This window comes from Pseudoalteromonas sp. meg-B1 (genome assembly GCF_003173795.1).
Classification (GTDB): domain Bacteria; phylum Pseudomonadota; class Gammaproteobacteria; order Enterobacterales; family Alteromonadaceae; genus Pseudoalteromonas; species Pseudoalteromonas undina.
In genome coordinates this window covers 50,726-71,721 of the sequence record NZ_QGQU01000001.1, presented here as the reverse complement: position 1 = coordinate 71,721, position 20,996 = coordinate 50,726, and the positions used below count along the sequence as shown (strand labels likewise).

General features: G+C 40.3%; 17 protein-coding genes. 3 read left to right on the top strand and 14 right to left on the bottom strand.

Annotated elements, in window-relative coordinates; genetic code table 11:
- Positions 1-12: 12 nt before the first annotated feature.
- The 6 genes from DK924_RS00335 to queA form a co-directional block, all read right to left on the bottom strand.
- The gene (locus DK924_RS00335; protein ID WP_036933425.1) at positions 13-1,800 is read right to left on the bottom strand and encodes a bifunctional diguanylate cyclase/phosphodiesterase; all 1,788 of its coding nucleotides are present in this window, start codon (positions 1,798-1,800) and stop codon (positions 13-15) included.
- 132 nt (positions 1,801-1,932) lie between these two features.
- Positions 1,933-2,880: a protein translocase subunit SecF gene (gene secF, locus DK924_RS00330; protein WP_008466355.1), complete on the bottom strand. Its 948-nt coding sequence runs from the start codon at positions 2,878-2,880 to the stop codon at positions 1,933-1,935.
- 9 nt (positions 2,881-2,889) lie between these two features.
- Positions 2,890-4,749 carry a protein translocase subunit SecD gene (gene secD, locus DK924_RS00325; RefSeq protein WP_010391748.1) on the bottom strand — a complete coding sequence of 620 codons (1,860 nt, stop codon included), beginning with the start codon at positions 4,747-4,749 and terminating at the stop codon, positions 2,890-2,892.
- Between the two features lie 20 nt (positions 4,750-4,769).
- Positions 4,770-5,105: a preprotein translocase subunit YajC gene (gene yajC / locus DK924_RS00320; protein WP_109874057.1), complete on the bottom strand. Its 336-nt coding sequence runs from the start codon at positions 5,103-5,105 to the stop codon at positions 4,770-4,772.
- Positions 5,106-5,131: 26 nt separating this feature from the next.
- On the bottom strand, positions 5,132-6,259 hold the full coding sequence (gene tgt / locus DK924_RS00315; protein ID WP_109874056.1) for a tRNA guanosine(34) transglycosylase Tgt: 1,128 nt from the start codon (positions 6,257-6,259) through the stop codon (positions 5,132-5,134).
- Between the two features lie 139 nt (positions 6,260-6,398).
- Positions 6,399-7,430 (bottom strand): tRNA preQ1(34) S-adenosylmethionine ribosyltransferase-isomerase QueA, encoded by a 1,032-nt coding sequence (gene queA, locus DK924_RS00310; protein WP_010391744.1) that lies wholly within the window; start codon positions 7,428-7,430, stop codon positions 6,399-6,401.
- Between the two features lie 458 nt (positions 7,431-7,888).
- Between queA and DK924_RS00300 the strand changes: the two genes are divergently transcribed.
- Both DK924_RS00300 and DK924_RS00295 read left to right on the top strand, forming a co-directional pair.
- Positions 7,889-10,420 (top strand): EAL domain-containing protein, encoded by a 2,532-nt coding sequence (locus DK924_RS00300; RefSeq protein WP_109874055.1) that lies wholly within the window; start codon positions 7,889-7,891, stop codon positions 10,418-10,420.
- 187 nt (positions 10,421-10,607) lie between these two features.
- Positions 10,608-10,811 (top strand): hypothetical protein, encoded by a 204-nt coding sequence (locus tag DK924_RS00295; protein ID WP_010391740.1) that lies wholly within the window; start codon positions 10,608-10,610, stop codon positions 10,809-10,811.
- A gap of 46 nt (positions 10,812-10,857) precedes the next feature.
- Here DK924_RS00295 and DK924_RS00290 read toward each other — a convergent pair whose 3' ends face one another.
- The 7 genes from DK924_RS00290 to DK924_RS00260 form a co-directional block, all read right to left on the bottom strand.
- Complete coding sequence (locus DK924_RS00290) at positions 10,858-11,775, bottom strand: hydrogen peroxide-inducible genes activator (protein WP_010391738.1); 918 nt, start codon at positions 11,773-11,775, stop codon at positions 10,858-10,860.
- Between the two features lie 81 nt (positions 11,776-11,856).
- Positions 11,857-13,125: an inorganic phosphate transporter gene (locus DK924_RS00285; protein WP_055012403.1), complete on the bottom strand. Its 1,269-nt coding sequence runs from the start codon at positions 13,123-13,125 to the stop codon at positions 11,857-11,859.
- Positions 13,126-13,164: 39 nt separating this feature from the next.
- Positions 13,165-13,839 carry a TIGR00153 family protein gene (locus DK924_RS00280; RefSeq protein WP_010391736.1) on the bottom strand — a complete coding sequence of 225 codons (675 nt, stop codon included), beginning with the start codon at positions 13,837-13,839 and terminating at the stop codon, positions 13,165-13,167.
- Between the two features lie 150 nt (positions 13,840-13,989).
- Positions 13,990-14,691: a phosphate signaling complex protein PhoU gene (phoU, locus tag DK924_RS00275; protein ID WP_010391735.1), complete on the bottom strand. Its 702-nt coding sequence runs from the start codon at positions 14,689-14,691 to the stop codon at positions 13,990-13,992.
- 44 nt (positions 14,692-14,735) lie between these two features.
- Entirely contained in the window at positions 14,736-15,563 is an 828-nt protein-coding gene (gene pstB, locus DK924_RS00270) for a phosphate ABC transporter ATP-binding protein PstB (RefSeq protein WP_008114812.1), read from the bottom strand.
- 19 nt (positions 15,564-15,582) lie between these two features.
- On the bottom strand, positions 15,583-17,232 hold the full coding sequence (pstA, locus tag DK924_RS00265) for a phosphate ABC transporter permease PstA (RefSeq protein WP_054202637.1): 1,650 nt from the start codon (positions 17,230-17,232) through the stop codon (positions 15,583-15,585).
- 15 nt (positions 17,233-17,247) lie between these two features.
- Positions 17,248-19,482, bottom strand: coding sequence for an ABC transporter permease subunit (locus DK924_RS00260; protein ID WP_054202638.1), 2,235 nt, complete (start codon positions 19,480-19,482; stop codon positions 17,248-17,250).
- A 421-nt stretch (positions 19,483-19,903) separates the two neighbouring features.
- Between DK924_RS00260 and DK924_RS00255 the strand changes: the two genes are divergently transcribed.
- A complete protein-coding gene (locus DK924_RS00255) occupies positions 19,904-20,410 on the top strand; it encodes a glycine cleavage system protein R (protein ID WP_010391731.1) in 507 nt (168 codons plus the stop codon).
- 70 nt (positions 20,411-20,480) lie between these two features.
- Here DK924_RS00255 and DK924_RS00250 read toward each other — a convergent pair whose 3' ends face one another.
- Positions 20,481-20,936 carry a hypothetical protein gene (locus DK924_RS00250; protein ID WP_109874054.1) on the bottom strand — a complete coding sequence of 152 codons (456 nt, stop codon included), beginning with the start codon at positions 20,934-20,936 and terminating at the stop codon, positions 20,481-20,483.
- Between the last annotated feature and the right edge of the window lie 60 nt (positions 20,937-20,996).

Genomic DNA, 20,996 nt, shown 5'->3' with positions numbered 1-20,996 from the left:
TTTTGCTTTTTGTTAGCCACTTTTTTTACTATTGGATAAACGTACAATAGCGGGAGCAGGCCTTCTTCGATTACATATAAATAAGTAGCTGTGACGATAACGTTTTGCTTCTTTTTTAGCATCTGTCGCTAATGCCGCTACTTGATGGCTATTTTTACACTGCTGCAGGTCCGGCTCAACTAAACCTATCGATAATGTAAGTAAAGGTACAAACTGCTTTTCGCCCTCTCGATTAGTTGCCCAATACCCTTTTCCAGCAATATGCTCTGGCGTAAAAAACACGCGTGACTGTAGTTCAAATTGCGTGATAATGGTATTACAAATCTCCACCGCATCTTTTTTTTCAAACACCACCATAAAGTCATCGCCGCCAATATGCCCGACAAAGTTAGCGCTGTGCGCACACGCTTTTACAGTCACATCGGCCAGAAGTTTTATTACGCTATCCCCACTGGCATAGCCATACAAATCGTTAAATTGTTTAAAGTGATTTAAATCGATATAAGCTAGTGAAAATGGCTGTTTATGTTGTAGACGCTGCTCTATTACCTCACTAATTGCCACATTACCCGGTAACATGGTCAAAGGGTTAGCATGTTGAGCGTGGCGGATTTTTTCTGCTGTAATGTGCTTTAGTATGTCTCTGAGCGGTGCCAAGCCTAAATACTTATTGTTGCAGGTGATAACAATATGGCGACGAATATCAAAGTCTTGCTCTGTTATTTGCTGGGAGACAATATCAAGCATTTGATTTTCATCAACCACCAAAGGTTGTTTATCCATTAACTCAGTGACTTCACATTTATCATAAAGTGCATGCCCATAAGGCGCGGCAAACACTTCTGTTAGCTGATCTTTGTGTAACAACCCTATTGGCTGCTGACTGCTATTTAATACCGGTAAGCTGATTATGCTTTTGTCTTGCTCAAAAAGTGCATGAGCTTCTTTACAACGCGTATGACTGCTAATAGCAGGCTGAGCAACAGCAAGCACACCTATTGCCATTGATTGTTCAAACTTTGAGGCGGCTTGGGTCGAAGTGAGCGATTGTAACTGTTTACAGTTGTAGTCATAACTTGGCTGTTGACTCGGTCTTTCTAACAAGAATCCCTGAACATGACTTATGCCTATACTTTTAACTAAATCTAGCTCTTCGGAACGTTCAATTCCCTCTGCAATCACCGCTGTATTTGTTGCCCGTGCTAACACCATGATTGATTTTAGAAATTCTTTTTTAACTTCGCTTTGATCGCAATGATCAATAAAGTAACGATCAATTTTTACAATATCTGGGCATAACTGCGACCATTGCTTTAGTCCTGAATAACCTGCACCAAGGTCGTCAATAGCAATCGTAAAGCCTAGCTCTCGATAATGAGCGATGGTTTTTAACAGTAAAAAACCATCATCTACTTTTTCTTGTTCAGTTACTTCAATCACCACTCGATTGGCAGCAAGACCAAACTGTTCAATTAAATGTAAGGTTTCGCCTTTAGGGTGGCTCGGATCGAGTAGAATTTTTGGGCTGACATTTAAAAATAACTTCCCTTGCAGACTGAGTTTTACAAAATTTTCAATGGCGCGAGAACGGCATAAAAGCTCAAGCTCTGAAATCAATTGGTATTTATGAGCTGCTTCGAATAGCTTATTTGGCATGGCTAACGGACCATTTTTAGGGCCACGGCTAAGCGCTTCATACCCAATAATAGATTGCTTAGCTATATCGAAAATAGGTTGGAACAAGGTTGTTATTGCTCCTTGTTGTAAAATTGATTCTAAGACTTGTCGTTGCTCAGTCACTACTAGCTCAAATAAAAATTTAATAAGAGCAATAAAATACCAACTGAGTATGACTATTATGTGACTTATCTAGGAGGCAATAAAAAACCGCTCACTAGGAGCGGCTTTGTTTTAAGAATAGTTTAATCTCAATTAAGGCATTGGATCTAAATCAGCGCCTTCTTTTTCAATTACTTCTGGTATTAAATCTTCTTTACTTACGCCCATGGCAATAGCCACCGAACTGGCAACGTAAACTGAAGAATAAGTACCAATAAACACACCAAATAGTAGTGCAGTAGCAAAGCCATGAATGGTTTGCCCACCCCATACAAATAACGCAATCAATACTAAAATAGTAGTGATTGAGGTTACTAAGGTACGGTTAAGTGTTTGCGTAAGCGAGATATCGATAATTTCAATCGTGTCGTCAATACGCACTTTGCGGAAGTTTTCACGAATACGGTCTGATACAACAATGGTATCATTTAGTGAGTAACCAATCACGGCAAGTATTGCTGCCAAAATAGTTAAGTCAAACTCTAAACCAAGCACCGAGAATAAACCAATCGTAATGATTACATCGTGTAAAAGCGCGCCAACTGCGCCCACAGCAAAACGCCATTCAAAGCGAAACGCCACGTAAATTAAGATACAAATAAGCGCAGTTAACATGGCAAGGCCACCCTGCTCTTTTAAGTCTTCACCTACGCTTGGGCCTACAAACTCAATGCGGCGCATTACTACGCTATCATCAGCTTGTTTAAGGGCAGCAATTACTTGGTTACCAATTACTTCTGCTTTTACATCATCACCGCGAGGGGCTAAACGGACCAGTATTTCTTGGCTTGAGCCAAAAAGCTGTACCGATGCATCAGCAAAGTCGTTTTCAGCCAGTACATTACGTACTTTTTTCAGATCGGCAGGTTGCGAAAAACCTACCTCAACTGCTGTACCGCCAGTAAAATCTAAACCGAAATTTAAGCCTTTAACAAAAAGTGACGCCAGCGACGCTATAATTAATAACGTAGAAAAGCCCATTGCCACTTTTCGAAGAGACATGAAACGAAGGGTTTTTCCGCCCAATCTTAAAATTTGCATGTCTGCTCCTTAAATTGAAAGTTTATCAACACGTTTGCCACCAATAAATAGGTTGATCACCGCACGGGTACCTATAATTGCTGTAAACATAGAGGTTAAAATACCAATTGCTAGGGTTACCGCAAAACCTGCAACAGGACCGGTACCAACAGCAAACAAGATAATCGCCGCAATTAATGTGGTGATATTGGCATCAAAAATAGTACTAAAGGCGCTATCGTAACCAAAATGAACCGCTTGTTGAGGGCTGCGGCCATCGGCTAGCTCTTCACGAATACGTTCAAATATAAGTACGTTCGCATCAACTGCCATACCAACAGTCAGTACAATACCAGCTATACCCGGTAGGGTAAGCGTTGCACCTGGAATTAACGACATTACACCAATAATAAGTACTAAGTTGGCAGCCAGTGCAATATTCGCAACAAGGCCAAAACCTTTATAGTAAATAAGCATAAAGGCCAGTACAAACGCAAAGCCAAGAGCTACAGCGGTCATACCTGCTTCAATGTTTTCTTGACCTAGGCTTGGCCCAACCGTACGTTCTTCTACAATTTGAATAGGCGCAACCAGTGCACCCGCGCGAAGTAGTAAACTTAAGTTATGTGCTTCAGCTGGGTTATCAATACCGGTAATGCGGAATGAACGGTCAAGACGCGCTTGAATGGTTGCTACGTTAATAACTTCTTCCACTTTAATTGGCGGAAGTGCTTTACCGTCACTGTCTTTTTTACCTGATGGCTTGTATTCAATAAACACGGTAGCCATACGTTTACCGATAGCACGCTTGGTAAAGGCATTCATTTTTGCCCCACCTTTACTATCGAGTTTAATGCTTACTTGTGGACGCTGGTACTCATCTGCACCTGACTGCGCGCCAGTAATATGGCTACCTTCAAGAATAATGCGTTTTTTTAGTACTACAGGATAACCATCACGGCTCATGATCATTTCAGTACCCGGTGGGATACGACCTTGAGCAGCGGCGCTTATGTCAGCATTTTCGTCAACTTCACGAAACTCAAGTGTTGCCGTAGCACCTAAAATTTCTTTAGCGCGAGCGGTATCTTGAATCCCTGGCAATTGCACAATAATACGTTCAGCACCTTGGCGCTGTACGTTTGGCTCTGCAACCCCAATTTGGTTGATTCGGTTACGAATAATAGTTTCGTTTTGCTTGATAGCATAGTCACGAATTTCTTTTAGCTTTAGCTCACTCATAGTGGCAAAGAATGCGTTATCGTTACTGCTATCATCAATGTAAACGTTTAATGGATAACGGCTTTCTAAAAAGCGCTCTGCAGCGTCTTTATCTTCTTCGTTACGCATTTCTACACGCATACGCTCAGAGCCAGCTACACGGCGCACACTACGATAACGTAGTTTTTCTTCGCGCAGGTCGCTACGGAAATCTTGCTCCATTTGCTCTAACTGATTATCCACCGCAGTGACCATATCGATTTCCATGGTGAAATGCACACCACCACTTAAATCTAGGCCTAACTTCATAGGATTACCGCCCAACGACTTTAACCAAGCCGGTTGTGCAGGAGCCATATTAATCGCTGAGATATAATCGTTACTTAGCGAGTTACGCAGTAAGTCTTGCGCTTTTAGTTGGTCTTCAACATTTTTAAAACGAACAAGAATTTGCCCATCTTCGAGCTTTGTCGATTTAGCGCTTACGTTATCTTTTTTGAGGATTGCGTTTACTTTGTCTACAACACTGAGGTCAACATCGGTGCCTTTAGCGCCAGAAACCTGTATGGCCGGATCGCGGCCATACAGGTTTGGTGAAGCATATAAAAGGCCAATGGCTAACACAGCTAAAACAAGTAAATACTTCCAAATTGGAAACTTGTTTAACACGGGGGTCGTCCTTATTATTTTTATAGCGACTTCATTGTGCCTTTAGGCAATACAGCAGATACTGCTGATTTTTGTACTGTTACTTCTGCTTGCTCATTTAATGAGATCACGATGAAGTCTTTATCTTCAGTAATTTTTACGATTTTACCCACTAAACCACCTTGGGTTAGCACTTCATCGCCTTTTGCCATCGCACTCATTAAGCTTTTATGCTCTTTTACGCGCTTTGCTTGCGGGCGGTAAATTAAAAAGTAAAAAACCAAACCAAAAATCGCTAACATAATTAGCATTTCCATAGCACCGCCTGCTGCAGGTGCACCAGCGCTTGCATGCGCGTTTGAAATAAATAAACTCATAATACTTCCTCTTTAATTTTTAAATTTTAATTTGTTGTATCAGCTAGCTCTGGCACTTCTAGGCCTCGGCGAGCGTAAAAATCGTGGACAAATGTCTCTAGTTGACCTTCGCTAATAGCATTACGCAAACCTTCCATAACACGTTGATAGTATCGTAAGTTATGGATAGTGTTTAGTCGTGCACCCAAAATTTCGTTACATTTGTCTAAATGATGCAAGTAGGCGCGCGAATAATTTTTACAGGTATGGCAATCACACTCTGGATCAAGTGGACCTGTATCTGTTTTATGCACTGCGTTACGGATTTTAATGGTACCCGTTGTAATAAATAAGTGACCGTTGCGTGCATTACGCGTTGGCATTACACAGTCAAACATATCAATACCACGACGAACCGACTCAACTAAGTCTTCTGGCTTGCCTACACCCATTAAATAACGTGGTTTGTTTTCTGGCATTTTATAAGCACAATGATCAAGAATATTAATCATTTCATTTTTAGGTTCACCAACCGATAAACCACCAAGCGCATAGCCATCAAAACCAATCTCTTCAAGGCCCGCTTGTGATTGTGCACGAAGCTCAGGATACATACCGCCTTGAATAATACCAAACAATGCTGACGGGTTGTCGCCATGCCCTTCTTTTGAGCGCTTAGCCCAACGAAGAGAAAGCTCCATAGAGTCTTTGGCTTCTTTTTCAGTGGCAGGATATGGCGTACATTCGTCAAATATCATCACGATATCTGAGCCAAGATCACGCTGCACTTCCATTGATTTCTCTGGCGACATCATAATTTGATCACCATTAACTGGCGATTGGAACATTACGCCTTCTTCAGTGATTTTACGCATTGCGCCAAGGCTAAATACTTGGAAACCACCTGAGTCAGTAAGAATTGGGAAGTCCCAGTTCATAAAATCGTGTAAATCACCATGCTGTTTGATGATTTCAGTGCCTGGACGCAACATTAAGTGAAATGTATTGCCTAAACAGATTTGTGCACCCGTTGCTTTAACTTCATCAGGTGTCATGCCTTTAACCGTGCCATAAGTGCCTACAGGCATAAACGCTGGTGTTTCTATTACACCTCGGTCAAAAATCAAGCGACCGCGGCGTGCTTTGCCATCGGTGCAGTCTAATTCAAATTTCATAATATCCTCTGTGTCGGAAAAACAGTCCAACAAGCTATAATTTAACCGCTCGATTCTACCCTTTTTACCACCCTATTACTATTAGCAGTGATAAATTCACTGTGCTTAGGAGTAAAATAAAAACCGATAACGCTGTAAATTATTTACGGGTCAAAAACATCGCATCGCCATAGCTAAAAAAGCGATACTGTTGTTCAATCGCAGTATTGTAAGCACCCATAATATTGTCTTGCCCTGCAAAGGCACTAACCAGCATAATTAGGGTTGATTCAGGTAAATGGAAGTTGGTGACCATGGCATCAACAACGTTAAATTGATAACCCGGAAAAATAAAGATATCGGTATCGCCAAAGTAAGTATCTAGCTTGCCGCCATGTATTTTTGCAGCCGACTCTAGTGAGCGAACTGAAGTTGTACCTACCGCAATCACACGCCCGCCTTTGGCTTTAGTGCTTGCAACCGCATCCACCACAGCTTGCGGCACTTCAATATATTCAGAGTGCATGATGTGCTCATCAACACTTTCTACCCTAACCGGCTGGAATGTACCTGCGCCAACATGCAAGGTAACAAAGGCCATTTGTACGCCTTTATTTTTAAGTGCAGCCATGAGTTTATCATCAAAATGAAGGCCTGCTGTTGGTGCTGCAACGGCGCCTGGCTTTTCACCATATACTGTTTGGTATCGCTCTCGGTCCGCTTCATTATCTGGGCGATCAATGTAAGGAGGAAGCGGCATATGGCCAACATCATTTAAAATGTCGAGCACATTTTCACTGCGGTCAAACTCAAGCTCAAATAACGTATCGTGGCGTGCCACCATAATGGCTTTTGCTTTGCCCTCTAAAATGAGTACATTGCCCGGTTTTGGCGATTTACTAGCACGAATGTGCGCAAGAACCCGGTGCTCGTCTAATACACGCTCTACCAGCACTTCAACTTTACCGCCAGATTCTTTTTGACCAAACATACGCGCAGGTATTACTTTGGTGTTGTTAAAAACCAATAAGTCGTTTTCGTTAACCAGTTCGAGAATGTCACTAAATATTTTATGCTCAACAGCACCGCTCGGCCCATCTAAGCTCAATAAACGGCTACTGGTTCTGTCTGCTTTAGGAAAACGAGCAATTAATTCATCAGGTAAGTCAAAGCTAAAATCAGCTACGCGCATTGTTAGAATTCCACATCATTTAAAATCGCGCCAAGTGTATACCCAAACCACCTCAAAATGCGAGTTTCAGTTGGAATTAAAAGCGATTTAGGCAAGGCATTGATTGCAAATAATAGTGGTTCTATTATTAATATCAATAACGCAGTATAAATCGCTTTTAAGCCAACCCGTGGGCGTTTCACAGGGGCATACTCTCATCGTTGCTACTTCTTGAAAGGGACTACCATTACTGCAAAGTATCGCCTTGATATTAAGCCCCTGTGAAGCGCTGAATTCTGCATTTTGAGGTGGTTTGGGTATTTAACTATTAGTAACGAAGCTCAAAATATCCCTTATATTCTCCCTAATTGGCCACTAATGAACTACATTTAAAATAGCGGTTAAATACGCTTGTTCTTATGGCTAAATATCATTACTCTTACAGTTTTATGATCTGCATTTCTCGGAGTGGTACCTAAGTGGCGAAACAGCTTAAATTGCTAATATTAAATGCAAGTAATGATGAGCGCCAGACTATACGTGCCACGCTGGAGAGGCTTAGTGTGTTTGAGTTTATTGAAGCCTCAGACAGCCAAGATGCGTTAAAAATATTAAAAAACCAAAGTGTAAATATAATCATAACCGGCTTAGATGTAGGTAAAATTGATGGTTGGCGGTTTTCACGTATGATCCGCTCTGGTTTACTTAAAACGCCGAAAAACACGCCTATTTTGCTAATTCCGCCCATTTATTGTGAGCGTATCGCCGAAACTACCGCGCGTAGCTATGGTATAGATGCGGTACTGCCTTTTGAACGCCAAGATATATTGCCGCAAATACTAGCAAACGTGTTGTCGAGCCATTTAGAAAAAAGTAGTCGCTTAAACCTATTGTTATTAGAACCCTTTGCCAGCAGGGCAAATGATATGAGTGAACAGTTAAAGCTAAACTTTGCAATTACTCATGTTACTAACGAAAAAGCCGCGTTAAGTGCCTATAATCAGCAGCCGTTTGCTATCGTGCTACTCGATGCCACTGCAGCACAAGCTGAGAGTTCAAATCAATTAGTTGAAAAGATTCTGCAGCATAACCCTCAACAAGCCATTGTTACTATTATTGATAAAAACGATGCCGATTACGCTGAGCAATTATTACTTTCTGGCGTTACTGATTTTATTCGTGCTCCTTACGATCCCTCATTTTTAAATAAAGTCTGCGATCATGCTGCTCGTCGAGAAGATTTTATGGTGAGCTATGCTGAGTTTGCTAATAAGGTACAGCAGCTAAGTATTAGTGAAGTTAAATATCGCGACCTGTTTTCAGCACATCAGCGTATTTTATTGCACTTAAACACGGTTGTACTTGAACTAGACCAACAAGGGAATATTCGCTTTATAAACCCTGCGTGGGAATCTCTGAGCGGCTTTGGAGTTAAGTCGACCTTACAACAACCACTCACTGCATTTTGTACCACTGAACATAAACAGTCATTACAATCAACAATTGATGATATTTTACAAGGTGGTGCGAACAAACAAAAAATAGAAGTTAAGCTGAGCCAAAAAAATGGTAACTCAGTGTGGGTAGAATGTCGGCTTCAGTTAATAAAAAATAGCAGCAACAACGCCACTATCACCGCCACACTCGATAACATTCATGAGCGCAAACAAGCAGAGTTGCAATTGCGCCATTTAGCCCTGCATGACACCTTAACAGGACTACACAACCGTTATTATTTTGACCAACAGCTTAACTATATATGCCAGAGCGAAAACACCCATACAAATATTGAACATGCGCTTATTTATATTGACCTTGACCATTTTAAAATAATAAATGACAGTAAAGGCCACCAACAAGGTGACATTGTTTTAAAAGAAGTGGCGCAGCTATTTATTGCCAATATTAGTAATGAGCATCTGATCTGCCGTGTCGGTGGTGATGAGTTTGCGGTGATACTTAAAAATACCAATTTATTGGATGCACATTTAATTGCAGAAGGGATTTGTAGTGCCATTGAAGGCAACCAATTTAAATCTGAAGAGCAAATCTATTCAATTAGTTGCTCGATTGGTTTAACCCAAATTACCGCTGATAACTGCGATCCAAATGAATGCTTAAAGCAGTCAGATATTGCGTTATATATTGCTAAAAATTTAGGCCGTAACTTAGTACATTGTTATTCAAAACAAGATGGTGAGAACAATGCGCTGCAAACGGGTTTAGAGTGGGGCCATGGGGTACGTCAAGCACTCCAACAAGACAGTATAGAGCTTCATTATCAACCCATTTGGGATTTTAAAACTAATCAGGTTGCCTACTTTGAAGTACTGCTAAGGTTAAAGCTAGACGACGAACTTATTTACCCTAATCAATTTATTCCCTCATTGGAAATGCTTAACGATACCTTTTTAATGGACCAATGTGTTATTCGTAACAGCATTGCGAGTGTTGCTGCACATCCAGAGCTTCTTCAGATTGCAATAAACTTATCGGCACAGTCATTTTTAGATGAGCGTTTGCTGCCATTAATAGAGTCGACCCTTGAGAAGTATCAAGTGTCTCCTGCGAAAATTATTTTTGAAATAACCGAATCGGCCAGTATTAATAATTTAGCGGCGACACGAAAAATGATTGAACGACTAAATAATTTAGGTTGCCACTTTTCAATTGATGACTTTGGCACCGGCTTCAGTACCTTTAATTACCTTAAACAATTACCAGCCCAACACGTAAAAATTGACGGCTCATTTGTTCGCGATATGCTCAATGACTCCATTGACTTAGCGCTAGTGAAAGCCATAAATGACATCAGTCGCTCACTAGATAAGCGCTCTGTTGCCGAATATGTAGAAACCGCAGAAGTATTTTTTGCACTTAAAGAAATTGGTATCGACTACGGGCAAGGCTACTTTATTGCTCGCCCTGTACCAATTGACAAGGTACTGATTGAGTTAGAGAAAATTAAAAACAACCCTATTTTTTATCAAGACACCCTCACGTCACTATAAACATTAATAAACAAATTTAAGCAATTTATTACTTCCAAATTTGCCCATCTAACCTATACTTTGCTTATCGGCAGCACAATGTCATGAAAATTAAGTGATTACCTTGATTTTACATGACATCTTTATTTCTTATCGTCTAGATGTCTATACTGTTAAAGGTGGACATAGGGGCATAAGGAGGATGTTTATGACGCAACTAATCACGTTATTATTGTTTATACACTTTGCTATTGCGCTTCAATGTTACAAGTATGCCCAGATTAAAGGCTACCCTGTAAAAACCTTTACAGTGCTTGGGCTAGTCCCGTATTTTAATGTTGTTGTATGGGTTTACTTACTATTTTTACCGCCGCTAGAGAGCTACCACAGCCAGCATAAGCAGCCTCTATAATTCCCCGTGTTATTTAGCGTATTAATTAAAATACGCTTTTTTTTACCTATTTAAAATCAACACTGCACTGCTTTTTCAAAAAGACCTCTAGTTGTTGGCTAAACAATTTAAAGTCACGAATGCGCCCTGTTGTTTTACGCCACAATACACCAATATCGCGATAGGCATCGCCTTGCGATGGCGTAGCTAGCATGTTTTTGTTTTCTAAAATACCCGCATTAATCGCCATTTGCGGCAAAAACGTCACGCCAAGTTTATACTCAACCATACTCAATAAAGTATGTAAGCTAGCCGCCTCAAAGGGATTTATACAGCTAGAGCGATTTAAGTGGCACGCACTGAGCGCATGCCCTGTCATACAGTGTTCTCGCTCAAGTAAAAATACACTGGCTTCTGGTAGTAAATTAAAGTCTTCAATGCCTTTAGCTGGTGTGTAGTCTTTATGGTGCACTAAACTAAAGTGATCTTGCGCTAATACTTGGGTATGAAATTTATCGGTTTCGTAGGGCAGCGCTAATAATGCTAAATCAATTTGACCATGCTCTAACTTATCAAGTAACTTATCGCTGGTGTCTTCAATCAGTACCAACTCTAAATCTACAAATGTTTGCTGACAAAAGTGATACAAAGGCGCTGCAATAAAGCTCGCAATCGTAGGAATAACACCTACCGTTAATGTACCACTAAGCGGTGTTAAAAAGCTTTTAGTTAACTCTTTTAAACTAATAGTATCGTTGATTATTTTTCTTGAACGCTCAACCACCTCTTCACCAATAGTGGTAAACATTAGGCTGCGATTTTCTCGCTCTATAAGCTGACATCCTAAAGTTTCCTCTAGGTTTTGAATCGCAGTACTCAGCGTTGACTGACCAATAAAACAGGCACTTGCTGCTCGGCCAAAATGTTGATGTTGATGTACAGCTAATAAATACTGCAGCTGTTTAATACTAGGGAGATTGGTCATTTTTCTTTCCACAAATAAAAAGACCCCAACACCAAGGGCATTGAGATCTTTTCAAGCTAAAAGTCTTTTAAGTACTTTTTATTAAACCCCAAAGGCGGTTCTTAGTACGTAGAAAATAACAATAGCAAGGGCAGCACCAACTGGCAATGTAATTACCCAAGAAACTACAATATTTCTTATTACACCCATGTTAAGTGCGGCAATTCCACGTGCCATACCTACACCCAACACAGCGCCTACTAAGGTTTGTGTGGTTGAAATAGGTAAGCCTGTGCCCGATGCAATAACAACGGTAGAGGCAGCAGCTAATTCAGCAGCAAAACCACGGCTTGGTGTTAAATGAGTAATACCTTCACCAATGGTTTTAATTACTTTTTTACCTAAAATAGCAAGACCGGCAACAATACCTAAACCACCTAGTGGTAATATCCACCAAGCAATAGCGGCTTTCTTCGCAATTTCACCATTGTTTTCAACAATGTTTACAACAGCAGCTAGAGGCCCAATTGCATTAGCAACATCGTTAGAACCATGAGCGAATGCCATACAACAAGCTGTTAGTACCATAAGTACCGCAAATACTTTTTCTACATTGTTAAACTGCATCTCTCTATCCGCTTTAGGATCGATATTTAAACGAGAAATAGCAATTTTACCAATAACAGCAACCAGTACCGCTATACCAATAGAAATAGCAAAACCTTCAACGGTACCTAAATTAATACCAATGTGCTTTAAGCCTTTTTTAATGGTCACAAGTGCCATGATAAAGCCAGCTAAACCCATGTATATTGGTACAAAGCGCTTTGCATTTTTAAGTGGAGCGTCGGTGTCAAAAATCAGCTTTTGCGCACTCATAAATATTAAGTAAGCTATAAAACCTGATATCGCTGGCGTTACAACCCAGCTACCTACAATACCGGCAACTTTACCCCATTGAATAGCCTCTGTGCCTACTGCAACTAGAGCAAAACCAATAATAGCGCCAATGATTGAATGAGTAGTCGATACCGGCCAACCTAAAAATGAGGCCATTAATAACCAACTGCCTGCGGCGAATAAAGAGGCGATCATACCTAAAACCATCAGCTCAGGAATATCGGCAAATGGTGCCGCATCAATAATCCCTTTACGAATTGTTGATGTTACTTCACCACCCGCTAAATAAGCACCTGCGAACTCAAAAATCATCGCGATAAAAATCGCTTGTTTAATGGTAAGTGCTTTTGAACCTACTGATGTACCCATCGCGTTGGCAACGTCGTTTGCGCCAATACCATAAGCCATAAAAAAGCCGACTGCTGCGGCAATTAAAATTAATACCGTGCCGTAAGATGCAATGATATCCATTGTGTAACCTTAATCTTTCGTGTTTGAACTGATTTTAAATTAACGAGCTAACATCAGCTCAAGACGTGATCCTACGCGCTCTGCAATATCTGCAAGCTCGCCAACCCATTCAATGATTTTGTATAAAAACATCACATCAACTGGATTTAGCTCACTTTCTACTTTACGTAGTTGGCGGCGTATTCTAATTTGCATTTCATCCGTGTCTTGTTCTATGGCATCCAATTCTACGAGCATTTTTTCAACCAGAGTTACTTCTCTGCCTTTAAAGCCCGTTTCTAACAATTCTTCTAACTCATTGATCGCTTTAGATGCTTGTTTAGTTGCATCAACACAACGAGTTACGTATGCCAAAAAGTCTTCTTGAATCTCTTTTGGTATGATCATCTCACGACCAATTACACGCCCAGCAATGTCTTTTGCCTTGTTAGCAATTTTGTCTTGTTGGGTTACTAATTCGAGCAGATCTGTACGCTCTACCGGCATAAATAATCCGCCAGGTAATTGTAAACGTATAGTTCTTTTCATTTCATCAGCTTCACGTTCTATATTACGAATGGTTAAACGTAGCTCTTCTGCTTGTTGCCACTCTTCTTTAAAAACATGATTAAAAAAAGGTATCAAACTTTCGCTAGCTTGATGAGCCTTTCTGATGTGTTCTTCTATTGGCTTTATAGGTGATTTTGCAAAAACACCTAAAAAATTTGTTGGCATAACTGACCCTTTAATCAATTCAATATGCTGTTCAACCTGAATTTTACAGCATTAAGCTAGATTGTGAACGCTTTTTCTTATTCAATTATTTACAAAAAATAAAAAAGGCAGTGTATTACTGCCTTTGATATTTTTTAGTTATTCGTATCACTACAGTGATTTTTCAATATCTTCTTGAGATGTATGACGAATATCTTTGCCGTTTACAAAATAAATGACATATTCAGCGATGTTTTGACAACGATCACCGATACGCTCTAATGAGCGAACAGACCATACTAAATCCATAATTTTTGGAATTGAGCGCGGATCTTCCATCATGTAGGTCATTATTTGACGAGTAATTGCTTCATACTCTCTATCTACTTTAGCATCCTCTTTATGCACTTCAAATGCGCGTTGCACATCCATACGTGCAAACGCATCTAAAACGTCATGCAACATTTTAGATACTTGGCGACCCATATTTTCAATGTTTACTAATAAATCTTGTTGATCCTTAGTAAATGAGTCTAGTGCAACTTTAGCAATTCGCTTAGCTTCATCGCCAATTCTTTCTAAATCGGCAATGGTTTTTGCTATTGCAATAACCAAACGTAAATCACTGGCTGCTGGTTGGCGCTTAGCAATAATACGGGTGCAATCTTCATCAATACTGACTTCCATTGCATTAACCTTGTAGTCGTTTTCACGTACTTTTTGTGCCAATACCGCATCGTTTTGGCTTACTGCATCAAGCGCGCTATTAAGTTGTTGCTCAACCAATCCACCCATGCTTAATACATGGTTACGAACATCTTCTAGCTCTTGATTAAAACGACCAGAAATATGTTTATTAATGTTGTGTTCCATAATGACCTTCTTTAATAATTCATTGCTTTCGCGTTTTAACCCGACTAGCCGTAACGACCAGTAATATAATCTTCTGTTTTTTTCTTCGTAGGCGTCGTAAATAAGGTATTAGTATCAGAATACTCAATCAGCTCACCCATATACATAAACGCTGTTTGATCAGAAACACGGGCCGCTTGTTGCATGTTGTGAGTAACAATAACCACAGTAAATTTATTCTTTAAATCATTAATTAGCTCTTCGATTACTAAGGTTGAAATCGGATCGAGTGCTGATGTTGGTTCATCAAGTAGTAATACCTCAGGCTCAATCGCAATAGAGCGGGCAATAACTAAACGTTGCTGCTGACCACCCGATAAACCAAATGCGCTATCGTGCAGTCGGTCTTTTACTTCATCCCAAAGAGCCGCACCACGTAGCGATTGCTCTACCACTTCATCTAGCTTACGCTTTTCTTTAATGCCTTGCAGGCGAAGACCGTAAACCACATTCTCATAAATTGATTTTGGAAATGGGTTTGGACGCTGAAACACCATGCCGACATTACGACGAAGGGCTGCAACATCAACGCTTTTATCGTAAATATTTTGCCCATGCAGCATGATTTCGCCTTCAATACGACAAATATCAACCAAGTCGTTCATGCGGTTAATACAACGTAATAAGGTTGATTTACCACAACCTGACGGGCCGATAAATGCCGTTACTTGGCCTTTAGGAATATTCATATTTACTTTACTCAGTGCTTGTTTATCACCGTAGTAAAGGTCGAGATCTTTAATTTCTAGCGCTTTTTGTTCGTCTGTTAAATTATTTAAATCTAACTTCAAGCTTGGCTTTGCTTGGTTTACTTTTGGAGCGACTGTAATCATGTTTGTTACCTATACTAAATTAATGCTCAAGCGATCTGAATTTTTCACGTAAATGGTTACGTATACCAATGGCTGTGATGTTAAGGGTAATAATAACCGACACTAACAAAAAGGCCGTTGCATATACCAGCGGACGCGCCGCTTCAACGTTCGGGCTTTGAAAGCCAACATCGTAAATATGAAAACCTAAGTGCATGAACTTTCTGTCTAAATGTATATATGGGAAGTTACCATCAAGCGGTAACGTTGGCGCCATTTTTACCACACCCACCAGCATAAGCGGTGCAACTTCACCCGCAGCACGAGCAACCGCTAAAATTAACCCCGTCATAATTGCAGGGCTGGCCATAGGAATAATGATTCGCCATAGCGTTTCTACCTTAGTCGCACCCAGTGCTAATGAACCATCGCGCACTGTACTAGGAATACGAGATAAACCTTCTTCGGTTGACACTATTACCACAGGCAACGTTAATATAGCCAAGGTAAGTGCCGACCACATCACGCCAGGTGTACCAAATACAGGGGTAGGCGATGACTCAGGATAAAATAATTGGTCAACACTACCACCAACCATATAAACAAAGAAGCCTAAGCCAAATACGCCGTATACAATGGACGGAACACCCGCCAAGTTAATAACCGCAATACGGATCATTTTAGTAATTGCGTTTTTAGCCGCATATTCATGTAAGTAAATAGCAGCAACCACGCCAAATGGCGTTACAATCACAGCCATTAACATCACCATAAATACCGTACCAAAAATAGCAGGAAATACGCCACCTTCGGTATTGGCTTCACGTGGGTCATCTGAAACAAACTTACCTAACTGCACAAAGTAATGACCTAGTTTAGCAAAAAAGCCCATATCGTTTGGAAACCATACATCCAACACTTGATATAGCGGGATTGTAACAACCTCACCACGCATATCCTTTACGGTTACTTGGTCACGTTTAGCCTGTTTACGCAGTGCGAATAACTCTTTTTCTAATTCGCCATATTTCGTACGTAAATCAGCACGCGCTTGAGCAAGTTCAGCAACACGTTCGTCGGTTAGCTCGTTATCAAGCAAGTAGGCTTTTTCCTGTAAACGTAAACGCTCTAGCTCATAGTTAATATGCCCTATGTCGCCATTTTGTAAATCAAGCGCTTCGTCGTTTAAGTCAACCGCACGCTCTACAAGGTCATGTAAGGTTTCAACTTTATCTGCTGTTACCGTCTGACCGTCTTTAATGACGCTTTCTACATACCCGTAAAAATTACCGTTTTTGCTGCGCTCAAACACCGCAAGTGCTTTAGGCGCTGAGCTTTGTTTGATATCGGTTTCGAGTATCCAGCGAAAATCTAAATCAACATACTCACGGTTACCTGTTTTAATTAGTAAACGCTCAACCTCGTCTTTTTCAAATTTAGAAACATCAATACCGGTTGCCGCTAAACGCGACTTAGGTACTAATTCACGGTCATAAATTTCACCAATAACGGTTTGCTTGGCAATTGAACCTTCAAGCTCATACTGCATAACTTGAGATGGCCAAAAAAAGCTTAATCCCTTCCATGCAATCATGGCGAGTAAACCAATTACTGAAATTAAACTGATGCTGACAGCACCACCGGTCATCCAAATCCAAGGAGAACCAGACCTAAACCACTGCTTTACCATGTCGTGTTTCTCCACTTACATTGAGCTGTATTTTTCACGCAGCTGCTGACGAACAAACTCAGCAACGGTGTTGAAAATAAAGGTGAATATGAATAATACAAAGGCGGCTAAGAATAGAATTCGGTAATGCGAACTCCCTACTTCCGACTCTGGCATTTCGACGGCGATATTAGCGGCTAAGGTACGCATGCCTTGGAAAATACTCCAATCCATAATTGGGGTATTACCGGTAGCCATAAGTACAATCATAGTCTCGCCTACGGCACGGCCTAATCCCATCATTACTGCAGAAAAAATACCTGGGCTGGCGGTTAATAACACCACACGAATTAGGGTTTGCCACTGCGTAGCACCTAATGCTAACGAGCCATTTGATAAATGTTTAGGCACACTAAATACCGCATCTTCGGCAATTGAGAAAATAGTTGGAATAACCGCAAAGCCCATCGCGATACCCACTACTAATGAATTACGCTGATCGAAGGTCATGCCTAATTCATTGGTTAGGTATTGACGCACATTGCCATCAAACATCCATAACTCAATACTTTCGCTCATCGCAAACGACAACCAACCAATAAATAACACCACAGGTATTAATAAAATTGAATGTGAACCTTCAGGGATTTTATGGCGAATAACCGCAGGTAATTTATTCCAGCCTAAAGCGGTTGCTAAAATACCCAATGGCAGTAACACCAGTAAACCAACAATAGCCGGCAAGTGCTCTTCAATTAAAGGCGCTAACCACAAGCCAGCTAAAAAGCCGAGTATTACCGTAGGCAGAGCTTCCATTATTTCAACCGTTGGCTTTACCACACGGCGCAATTCGCTCGACATAAAATAAGCAGTATAAATAGCGGCTGAAATAGCAATAGGTACAGCAAATAACATTGCGTACATAGCAGCTTTTAAAGTACCAAATGAAATTGGTACTAGTGAAAACTTCGATTCAAAATCATCACTGGCAGAAGTAGATTGCCAAATATAACCCGGCTCTGGGTAACCTTCGTACCACACCTCTTGCCAAAGCGCTGACCACGTTACTTCTGGATGCTCGTTATGAATTTCTAAAACCGTCAGCTTGTTATCAGCTAAAATTAGCGCCGCATTTGACCGCGGAGCAATAGCAAACTGTTCAATTTCACCATCACTGACTTTACCTTGCCATAACTTTGCTTCACTGGTGGTGTAATAAAGCCCTAATTCACCATTTTGACCTGTTGTAAAAAAGGTACGACGATAAAACTCAGTAAAAATATTCAGCTTGCTTTGTTTGGTAGTTTCAAACGAACGGATTTTTTGAAATTCACGCCCTGAGTCTGTATTGATTTCAAACCACTGGGATATTTCACCGTTATCATTGGCCAACATCAGTGAGTTTGCACCAGCCAATAGTTGCGATGACACTATATTCGCGTTTTCTTCATTGGCAGATAATAATTGAATTTGCTCAACTTCACTTGGATAGCGGGTATCGAATACGTAAATTTGATTGGCAGAGCGAACAAATGTGCGGGTGGTATCTGGCGACATTAATAGCTCATCTACGCGACCATCAACGTTAAGCTCGGTGCGCTCTACTTGCCATTCAACTTCACCGGTAAACATATTTTCTTCGGCTACAAAGCTACTAAATACCACACGCTTATCGGCAGTAAGTGCCACAACGGCTGTTTTGTCTTCATAATGGCTAAAGGCAAAACGCTTAATAGCTGTACCTTGCTCATCAACTTCGAGTGCCATTTCACCCAGTGGATAACCTAAACGCGGAGTTAGCTTACGCTCATTATTAGGGAAGGTGACTAAAAACTTAGGCGCTACAATTGTCACTGTGCCATTTTCTAAACCATACGCATAATGCCCTTGAAAGGGAGCACTATTTGCAAAACTGGTTACCTGCGCGGGTAAAGTAGCATTAAGTGTTTTTAGTTTTTTACCAAACTTTGCTTTATCAACACTGTAGAAGTTAACTTGACCTTGATCATCAAGTAAATAAGCAACCTCAGTTTGCTCCTCAACACCAAGCCCTACTATTTGCTCAGCATTAGCAACATTAAAGCTAGCGCGTTTTTCAACTTTAGCTGACTCGAAAATAGGCTGCACTACATAAAGAAGGTAAAAGAAGATCAATAGCAGTGCTATTAATACCATTATACCGCCTGCGGTTATGCCAAACTTAGCAAACCGGTCTTTAAATAGACGGCTTCGATCCGTATTAAAAGTCGGTTTATTCGGATTTGAAGTCATCAAAACACCCTTATATCTTAACGTTGGGCGCATTATATTTCATCAAAGTGACAGTAATGTTACAGTCGTAATAATTCTTTACTTATATAGAGTCTGTTTGTCTTTGCAGATTAAACTTTCAACTTTATGAGTGGATTTTAAGCAAAATCACGATTTTAAATAAGATTAAAGTATTGTTTGTAGTAGTGATTGTATTTATTTATACGTTCTTAATGAACTAAATCAATTATTAATTGGACAAACTATTTATCCAAGACAATACTCTATGGGCATCTAATATAACAACAACAAAGTAACCTCTTAAGATGTAACAATCCTTTTGTGGTTAGCTTTTACATACATTTAGAATCACATACATTAGATAGCATCACTTAATGCCTATGCATTTATTTTTTCATTTGGGCTTAAAAAGAGAACTATTATGAAGCAGTTGGTAATAACTATTTTAGGGGAAGATCGCCCCGGTTTAGTAGAAAGTATTTCATCGGTTATATTAGAAAACCATGGCAATTGGTTAAGCAGTAATTTGAGTCACTTACTCGGGCACTTTGCAGGCATTATACAGGTTGAAGTGGCTGAAGAGCATTTACAGACATTTCAAAATGCGCTCAATGGGCTTCCTAAGTTAGATGTTCGCATTGAAAAGGGCAACACTGAAATTGAGCCTGTAGAGCTTGAGCAACTTAATTTTGTGATCACCGGTAACGATCGCCCTGGTATAGTGCAAGAGCTAGCAAGTGTTATTCGCCATAAAGGCGCGAACATTACAAACTTAAACTCTAGGCAGCAAAGTGCGCCAAACTGGGGAGTGCCTATATTTAGTGCTGTTGCCACCGTTAGCCTGCCTAACGGATTGAATAAAGAAGAAGTTATTAATGCACTTGAGTCAATTACGAGTGACTTAGTGGTTGATGTAGAGCAAAGTTAAATCAGCTCTATTATCATGAACACGAAAAAGGCGCTAATTATAGCGCCTTTTTTATGCATAACACCCAGTGCTACATGTCTGCATGACGGTTAATACTTTGCATCATCTGCTTCAAACCTTGCTCTTCGAGCTGTAAGATCTCCCCTAGCTTTTCTTGAGCCTCTGGTGACTGCGCTTTATCTGCCAAATAACTGTATGCATTTAATACTTTTTGATGCTGCTGAGATAAATAATCTTGAATCGCTAGTTCATCTAGCTCATTACTGCGGTCTAAATCAGTAAAGCTGATGATTTCTGAGTGCTCTGAAAAATATTCATAGCAGTATGTATCTAAAGTATTTATTTCAGTGATTGCTTTAAATCCAATTAAATCCTCAGCGAGTTTTTTTTCATACTCAACACAATAATCGATTAACTGTTTGTTATGCTCTCCAAGTAAATCCCTTACGCTAAAAAAATTAGCCGCCATTTGTGTATGAAACTGAACGGTCCAATCGAACACTTCTTGAATTGTTTTAACTTGCATGTGCGTTCCTTACTTTTTAAAACCTATTGATTAAATAGATGCGTGAATCATGCCAATAAG